Genomic DNA, 7,774 nt, shown 5'->3' with positions numbered 1-7,774 from the left:
CGTGCCGGTACATCCCGGTCCGTCGCCGCTGGATCGGACGTGGGTCCGTGAGGGAGCCGCTGCTCGATCCGGACGTAAGCGACGGACATCAGGGATGTACCGGCACGGCCCCTCCCGTGGGCGGACGGCTGCGGGTGATTCGTGACTGGGCGCGGCCCCGGCACGTTGTTCTCTGCGGGTGCAGGATCCAGCCCCTCCGGCGTTTGAGGAGCGGGGTCTGGGGTGGAAGCCCCAGGGACGGGATGGGTAGGGGCGGAGGGGGCGAAAGACGGTTTTGGGCGGGCGCCCGTGCCGGGGAGGGGGAGGGGCAGCCCGGGGGGTGTTCGGGGAGGTGGGGCGAGGAAAAAGGTTCCGGCTATGAGCGGGGGGCCGGGTTCGTACGTATGGTCTGGTGAGGGGTCAACGGCACGCGGGCGAGAGGCGGCGGAGAGCGATGACTCACGGTATGCGGACGGATACTCACACCCCGTATCTCGAGGAGAGGCGGGACTGGCGGGAGACTGCGACCCGTTACGCCCTGCTGCCACTGCGAGTCTTCCTGGGTGTCACCTTCATCTACGCCGGCCTCGACAAACTCACCGACAGCGCCTTCATGAAGGCCTCCGGCTCCGGCTCGATCGGCGACATGATGCGCACGGTCCGTGACTCCTCCGCGATCCCGGCCCTGGTCGACCTGTCCTTGAAGAACCCCGTCGGCTTCGGCTACGCCATCGCCTTCGGCGAGCTGGCCGTCGGCATCGGCACCCTGATCGGCCTGCTGGCCCGCCTCGCCGCACTCGGCGGCGCGCTCATCTCGCTCAGCCTGTGGCTGACCGTGAGCTGGGCCTCCGACCCGTACTACTACGGCAACGACCTCGCCTATCTGATGGCCTGGCTCCCCCTCGTACTGGCGGGCGCCTCGGTCTTCTCGGTGGACGCGGCCCTACGGGCCCGGCGCAGGCAACGCGCCGGGGCCTACCGCTAGAAGAACAGCCCTAGGAGCTCACGCCGCGCGGACCCGGGTCCGCGCGGCGTCTGCGTACGGCGTGGGTCACGGTCGCCGCGGCGCCCGCCAGACAGAGACCGATGACGACGACGGGGATGATCGCGAACCACTCGGTCTCCCACCAGCCGGCCGCGTCCCCGGCGTAGGCGATGCCCCCGGCGGTGAGGAAGAGGCCCGCCACCAGCTTTCCGGGCTGGAACTCATGTCGTGGCACGGGCCACCTCCGCCTGGCCCACGCCGACCTGGAGATCGAGATCGAGGATGCCGCCGTTCTTGCCGCCCGTTGCCGGAGGCAGGGTGACCTGCTTGTGCTTGCCCGGTTCCACGTCCACGTCCTTCTCGTTGTCGCCCGGCAACTGGATGTCCCCGACGCCCACGTCGATGCTGAGCCGCACGGTCGCGTCCTTGGGGACGATCACCTTCAGCCGGCCCGCGCCCACCTCGGCGTCGGTCGTCACCGTCTGACCCTTGGCGAGGTCGAGGCGGCTGAGGTCGAGGGTGCCCACGCCCGTGCCGAGGTCGTAGCTCGGCCGTACGTCGGCCACGGTCGCCGGAGTCCAGTTCTTCCGCACCCAGTGCGTGCTGATGTCCTTCGGCAGGGCCGCGGACGCGGCGAGGAGGCCTGCCGTGATCACGGCCAGGAAGATGGTGCCCGCGCCCGTGCGCCCGAGGAAGGCGCTGAGGGTGATGCCCAGGCCGAACACGATGAGAGCGGCGGCCAGTCCCGCCTGAAGACTGGTGCCGAGCGTCTGGTCGTGCCAGGTCAGGCCCGTGCCGAGGCCACCCGCGAGGAGGGCGAGCAGGAAGAGCCGGCCGCCGATGCGACGGGGGCCGCGCTGCTTGGGCTCCCGCTCCGCGCCCAGGCCGGGGCGGGAGGTGCCGCGGGCGATGTTGAGCGCGGCCGCGACATCCCGGTCCCGGGCCTCCTGGGGGCCCCACAGATAGCCGGTGCCGCCGACGTGCGAACCGTCCTTGACGATCGGGTCGCGCCACCAGGAGGGGTAGGAGGCGGGGACGGGCGGGGCCTGCGCCTCCGGCGGGGCGTCGGCGACGGCCTGGGCGGCTATGGGGTTTCCCCGGCTCGAGCGCGGCCGAGAGCTCGGGGAAGGGTCCGGGTCGGTGGCGCCGCGATGCTGCGACCAGTAGCCCGCGCCGGCCAGCAGCAGGGAGAGGACGCCGGCGAACGTCAGCACGCCACCGTTGTTGAGCATGGACAGGAACACTCCGCAGCCGACCAGCGCGAAGAGCACGGCGGTCAGAGCCTGGCCGTCGACGCGGCCGGTGAGTAGCTTGCGGACCTCGTTCTCCTCGTCCTCGTCGTACGGGACGAAGAGCCAGGCGAAGCCGTAGAAGATGAGGCCGATGCCGCCGGTCGCGGCGAGCACCGCGAGCACGATCCGGAAGATCACCGGGTCCATGTCGCACTGCCGGCCGAGCCCGGCGCACACCCCGCCCAGCATCTTCTGCCGACGGTCGCGCCGGAACCTGCGCGGCACCTCGGGGGCGGCGCCCGTCTCCCCGGGCCGGGCGGTCGCCGGATCCCCGTGAGCGCGCGGCTCATCACCTGGAGCGGAGCCGGAGTCCGGCTCCGCCGCCGCGTGCTGCTGATCTGTCATGCGTCCATGGTGACGGGCGGGACGGCGCTGCGGGAGTCGGGATGACCCTGGCCGAACCCTGATATCCGCCCCGAGACGGAGGGCGGGGACCGTTCGAGCGCCGGTTTCCCGAAGATCAGGGGAGTCTCGGGGGCCGACCCTGATGCTCTGGTCCGCCGGGCGTGTGACCATCGATGCCATGCCGGAAGCCGCAGCCATGCCCGTCGACGACCCGCGGCCCCCGCGCAAGCTCTACCGCAGCAGCGACGGACGCTGGCTCGGTGGCGTGGCGCGAGGGCTCGCCGGGCATCTGGGGCTGCCCGTCGTCTGGGTGCGGCTGATGTTCGTCGGACTGTTCATGGCGGACGGGCTGGGCGCCCTGCTGTACGCCGCGTTCTGGTTCTTCGTGCCGCTCGGCGTCGGCGGCGTCGGCTCCGGCCGTACGCCGGCGTTCACCACCGAGACCTCGCCCGACGGCCGGCGCAGACTCGTGGCCCGCAAGCCGGACAAGGGCCAGATCGTCGCCCTGCTCCTCATGGTCGTCGTGGCCATGGTCTTCGTCGGCAATGTGAATCTCGGCGGCGGGACCAAGGCGTATCTGTGGCCGACCGTCCTGGTCGGCGCCGGTGTCGCCCTGGTCTGGCGCCAGGCGGACAACGCGCGGCGGGCCCGCTGGGTGGAGGTCGGCCGCCGTCGCCGTACGCTCACGCTGCTGCGGTCCGCGGCGGGCGTCCTGCTCGTCACCGCCGGCGTCTCCGGGATATTCGTCCTCCAGGGCTCCGCGGCCCACCTCGGCTCCGTGCTCCAGGCGGCGCTCGCGGTCCTCGTCGGCACAGCGCTCCTCGCGGGCCCCTATCTGGTCCGGATGACCCAGGACCTGTCCGAGGAACGCCTGATGCGCATCCGCGCGCAGGAGCGGGCCGAAGTCGCCGCCCACGTCCACGACTCGGTGCTGCACACCCTGACCCTGATCCAGCGCAACGCGGAGAACGCCAATGAGGTGCGGCGGCTGGCCCGCGCCCAGGAGCGCGATCTGCGGGCCTGGCTGTACAAGCCGGAGGGCAGCGGCAAGGACGAGGACGAGGAGCCCGACACCCTCGCGGAGGCGGTCCGCCGTCATGCCGCCGAGGTCGAGGACAAGCACGGCGTTCCCATCGAGGTCGTCGTCGTCGGCGACTGCCCGCTCGACGACCGGCTGACCGCGCAGATGCAGGCAGCGCGGGAAGCGATGGTGAACGCGGCCAAGTACGGTGGCGAGGGCGGCGCCGTACAGGTCTACGCCGAAGTCGAGGGCAGGACGGTCTTCGTGTCCGTCCGCGACCGCGGCCCCGGCTTCGACCTGGACGCGATACCCGCCGACCGCATGGGCGTCAGAGAATCGATCATCGGCCGCATGGAGCGCAACGGCGGCACGGCGCGACTGCGCGCGGTGCCGGACGGCGGCACGGAGGTCGAGCTGGAGATGGAGAGGGTGGAGAAGACGTCATGAGCAACGCGAACGAGCCTGTGGAGTCCGGCGGTTCGGCCGGGGAGACCGCCGGGGCCGCCGCATCCGGAGCCGCCGCCCCCGCGGCCGGACCGGCCGGCGCCGAGGGCGGGCGGCGGGTGCGCGTGGTGCTCGTCGACGACCACCGCATGTTCCGTACGGGGGTCCAGGCCGAGATCGGGCAGACCGAGCGGACCGGCGTCGAGGTGGTCGGCGAGGCCGCGGACGTCGACCAGGCGGTCACGGTCATCACGGCCACCCGCCCCGAGGTCGTCCTCCTCGACGTCCACCTTCCCGGCGGCGGCGGTGTCGAAGTGCTGCGCCGCTGCGCCCCGTTGATGGCCGACGCCGAGCGGCCGGTCCGTTTCCTCGCGCTGTCCGTGTCGGACGCCGCGGAGGACGTGATCGGCGTGATCCGCGGCGGCGCCCGCGGGTACGTCACCAAGACGATCACCGGCACGGATCTGGTGGACTCCGTCTTCCGCGTCCAGGACGGCGACGCGGTCTTCTCGCCGCGCCTCGCCGGATTCGTCCTCGACGCCTTCGCCTCCACCGACGCCCCGCCCGTCGACGAGGACATGGACCGTCTCACCCAGCGCGAGCGCGAGGTCCTGCGCCTCATCGCCCGGGGGTACGCGTACAAGGAGATCGCCAAGCAGCTGTTCATCTCCGTCAAGACGGTCGAGTCGCATGTCTCGGCGGTCCTGCGCAAACTCCAGCTCTCGAACCGCCACGAGCTGACCCGCTGGGCGACGGCGCGGCGGCTGGTCTGAGCGACGCGGGGGAGTCACACCACCCGGGCCGCCCCCGCGAAGGGCATCTCGTCGATCGGGGCCAACCGCACCGGTGCCGACGGGTTCGGCGCGTGGATCATCTGCCCGTTGCCGACGTAGATGCCCACGTGGGTGATCCCCGCGTAGAAGAACACCAGGTCGCCGGGGCGGAGTTCGGAGCGGGAGACCCGCTGGCCGGCGTTGATCTGGGCATAGGTCGTCCGGGGCAGCGAGAGGCCCGCGGAACGGTACGCGGCCTGGGCGAGCCCGGAGCAGTCGAAGGCGTCGGGCCCGGTGGCACCCCAGACGTAGGGGCTGCCGAGCTTGGCGTAGGCGTAGGAGACGGCCGCCGCGGCCCGGGAGCTGGGCGCCGCCGCGGTGGTGCCGGACGGCGCGGCCTGGACCGGTCCGCGGGCCGAGGAGCGCGAGACGTGTTGCTGCTCGCCCGCGGAACCCCGCTCCACGTACTGGGTGCGCTGCTCGGGGGTGAGCCGCGAGAGCAGCCGGCGTGCCGCGTCGAGCTTCCCGTTGATCGTCTTCTTCTGCTGCTTCAGCTCCGCCTGCCGTGACGTGAGCGAGGCCAGTTCGACGTGCGCGGCGCCGCGCAGCTGCTCGATCTCGCGCAGTTGCTTGCGTACCCCGGCGACGGCCGCCGACTGCCGGGTGCCGACCCGCTCGGCGAGCGCGGCCCCTTCCAGGTACTGGTCGGGGTCGTCGGAGAGCGCGAGTTGCACCGCCGGGTCGAGTCCGCCGCTGCGGTACTGCGCCGCCGCCATCGAACCCAGCGCGTCCCGAGCCGAGTTGAGCCGGTCCTGCCTGCGCGCCGCCTCGTCGCGGAGTGTGTCCAGGTGCGCCGCCGCCTTGTCGGCCTTCTCCTTGGCGCCGTTGTACTTCTCGGTGGCGGCCTCCGCCTCCTCGTACAACTTGTCGACCTTGGCCTTCACCTGCGTCGGGGACAGCTGGGGGTCGGCATGCCCGATCCCGTCGAAGCCGGTCGCCGTCGCCGCGCCCGCGAGGGCGATGGTGACTGCTGTGCGGGCCGTGTTTCCGCCGATCGAGCGCTGCTTGGTCTTGCGGTGCGCTGCCACGAGGGCCCACATCCTTCCGTACGACCGCTCTTGCGGATGCGGTCAAGCGGTGACACGTCCGGCGGCGGCTCACACAGGGGGAGCGGGCCGCCGCCGGACCTTCTCGGCGGTGGTGTCCGACTGCCGCCCCTGGCCCGGGCGGCGGTGGGGATCCGGTCACCTGGGGGAGGACGCTAAACCTGTGAGTGCGGCGTTGGTAACGCCATGTACGGAACTGTCCGCACTGGACCGCGTGATGGCCTTATGCGACCGATATCCCGGCCTGGCGTCACCGCCTTCACGCAGGGTGATGACCGATGCGGCAAATCCGGGACGACCGGAGTGGCCCCGGTGTTATGGATGACACGGGATGGCCCGGTGACAAGAGGGAGGGGAGCGAAGGGGCGGGGCGAAGGGGCAGCCCGGTGGGAAGAGGCGTCAGGGTGTGCGATTAGGCTCCGGCCCCATGGACGTACTCATCCATCTCTTCGTCGGCCTGCACATCATCGGCATCGCCGCGCTCCTCGGCGGCTTCCTCACGCAGATGAAGGCGATGGGCCGGGGCACCGCCCGCTTCGTGCCCGCGATGCTGCACGGCGCGCTGACCATGCTGGTCACCGGCGTCGCCCTGGTCGGGCTCAACCAGGCCGACGGCAACACCGTCAACAACATCAAGATCGGTGTGAAGCTGGCCCTGCTGATCGTGATCCTCGGGCTCGTCTACGTGAAGCGGGACGACGAGAAGGTGGACAAGGGTCTCTTCGGTCTCGTCGGACTGCTGACCGTCGCGAACATCTTCATCGCCGTCCTGTGGACCTGACCGGCGCCCTCACCTCCGAGTCGCGGACCTGACGGCGAGGGCGGCGCCCGCCGCGACCGCGAGCCACGCCGCCACCGCGATCCACAGCAGCACCTGCCCCGGCCCCTTGAGCCGGAAGACATCGAGGGCGGTCGCGACCGAGAGGGTCGCCACCGCCGACATCCCCATCGGGAAGACCGTCGCCCACCGCCGTACGTCGTACCGGAGGCGCGGCCACACCACCTCCGCGACGAGCAGCACGCAGTACCAGGCGAGGTCGAGCACGAGCAGCGCGACGGTCGTGGCGCGCAGGACGCCCTGGTCGTCGTCGTTCCACAGATACGGGCTCCCGTGGTGCGCGGCGACGAGTTTCGCCCCGGCCAGCGCCGAGATCGCGAGCGCGCCACCCGCCACCCAGTGGTCCCCGGCGCCCCGCTTCACCTCCCACAGGTCGAAGTGCGCGAACGTCACCCCGTAGAGCACGATCCCCAGCCAGAACAGCACCAGCGCGGCATGCGCGAGCCAGTCCGGGCCCACGGCCGTGGCGATGGTCGAGCCGAGGACCGAGAGCCCCTGTGTGGCCACACAGACGAGGAAGACGCCTCCTGTCATCCGGCGCCGCCAGTGCCGTACGACGGGCAGGAGCAGGACCGGCCAGAGCACGACGGCCAGCGCGAGCAGGGCCTCGGCGAGCCACTGCCACCCCAGTGCGGAGAACCGGGTGCCGAGGACGGTGGTCGCCGCGACGGCGGTGAGCCCGGCCGGGGTGCCGGCATGCCGCGTCCATTGCTCCCGGTCGCGCACCAGCCGGACGACGAAGTCCGCGGCGAGCGCGAGCCAGGCGAGAGACGCGAGGACCAGCGTGATCCGGGAGAGGGTCTCGTACCCGGTCAGCTGCAGCCCGACCGAGATGATGCCGGTGGCCATGACGGCGGCCCCGGCGGCGGGCGGCCGCCCCGCCCACCAGGCGCGGAACGAGGAAGTGTCCGGCTTGTCCGGTGTGTCTGGCATGCGCCCGATGCTAGGGATCTCCGGACCCGTTTTGCCGGTGGGGCACGCGCGCGTGGAG

Annotated in this window: 8 protein-coding genes; 4 read left to right on the top strand and 4 right to left on the bottom strand. The window is 71.8% G+C overall.

Translation table 11 applies throughout. The features are described from left to right. Window positions 1-433 precede the first annotated feature (433 nt). The gene (locus ACWD68_RS37780) at window positions 434-964 is read left to right on the top strand and encodes a DoxX family protein (protein ID WP_451810990.1); all 531 of its coding nucleotides are present in this window, start codon (window positions 434-436) and stop codon (window positions 962-964) included. 10 nt (window positions 965-974) lie between these two features. On the opposite strand, the gene ACWD68_RS37775 is transcribed toward ACWD68_RS37780, so the two are convergent. After that, the gene (locus tag ACWD68_RS37775) at window positions 975-1,199 is read right to left on the bottom strand and encodes a hypothetical protein (RefSeq protein WP_451810989.1); all 225 of its coding nucleotides are present in this window, start codon (window positions 1,197-1,199) and stop codon (window positions 975-977) included. Further along, the gene (locus tag ACWD68_RS37770; RefSeq protein ID WP_451810988.1) at window positions 1,186-2,601 is read right to left on the bottom strand and encodes a PspC domain-containing protein; all 1,416 of its coding nucleotides are present in this window, start codon (window positions 2,599-2,601) and stop codon (window positions 1,186-1,188) included. The genes ACWD68_RS37775 and ACWD68_RS37770 overlap by 14 nt, the downstream gene beginning before the upstream one ends. Window positions 2,602-2,779: 178 nt before the next feature. Between ACWD68_RS37770 and ACWD68_RS37765 the strand changes: the two genes are divergently transcribed. Continuing rightward, entirely contained in the window at window positions 2,780-4,069 is a 1,290-nt protein-coding gene (locus tag ACWD68_RS37765; protein WP_451810987.1) for an ATP-binding protein, read from the top strand. Further along, entirely contained in the window at window positions 4,066-4,839 is a 774-nt protein-coding gene (locus tag ACWD68_RS37760; RefSeq protein ID WP_451810986.1) for a LuxR C-terminal-related transcriptional regulator, read from the top strand. Before ACWD68_RS37765 ends, ACWD68_RS37760 begins: the two co-directional genes overlap by 4 nt. A gap of 14 nt (window positions 4,840-4,853) precedes the next feature. Here the strand turns inward: ACWD68_RS37760 and ACWD68_RS37755 are convergent, their stop codons facing one another. Beyond that, the gene (locus tag ACWD68_RS37755) at window positions 4,854-5,927 is read right to left on the bottom strand and encodes an NlpC/P60 family protein (RefSeq protein WP_451810985.1); all 1,074 of its coding nucleotides are present in this window, start codon (window positions 5,925-5,927) and stop codon (window positions 4,854-4,856) included. Between the two features lie 445 nt (window positions 5,928-6,372). Between ACWD68_RS37755 and ACWD68_RS37750 the strand changes: the two genes are divergently transcribed. Then, window positions 6,373-6,726 carry a hypothetical protein gene (locus ACWD68_RS37750; RefSeq protein ID WP_451810984.1) on the top strand — a complete coding sequence of 118 codons (354 nt, stop codon included), beginning with the start codon at window positions 6,373-6,375 and terminating at the stop codon, window positions 6,724-6,726. Window positions 6,727-6,735: 9 nt separating this feature from the next. Here the strand turns inward: ACWD68_RS37750 and ACWD68_RS37745 are convergent, their stop codons facing one another. Continuing rightward, window positions 6,736-7,716: a tellurite resistance/C4-dicarboxylate transporter family protein gene (locus ACWD68_RS37745; RefSeq protein ID WP_451810983.1), complete on the bottom strand. Its 981-nt coding sequence runs from the start codon at window positions 7,714-7,716 to the stop codon at window positions 6,736-6,738. Window positions 7,717-7,774: the final 58 nt, after the last annotated feature.

The organism is Streptomyces sp. NPDC005141 (genome assembly GCF_053599975.1).
The sequence above is the reverse complement of the archived record's forward strand: the minus strand, read 5'-3'. Positions and strand labels throughout refer to the sequence as shown.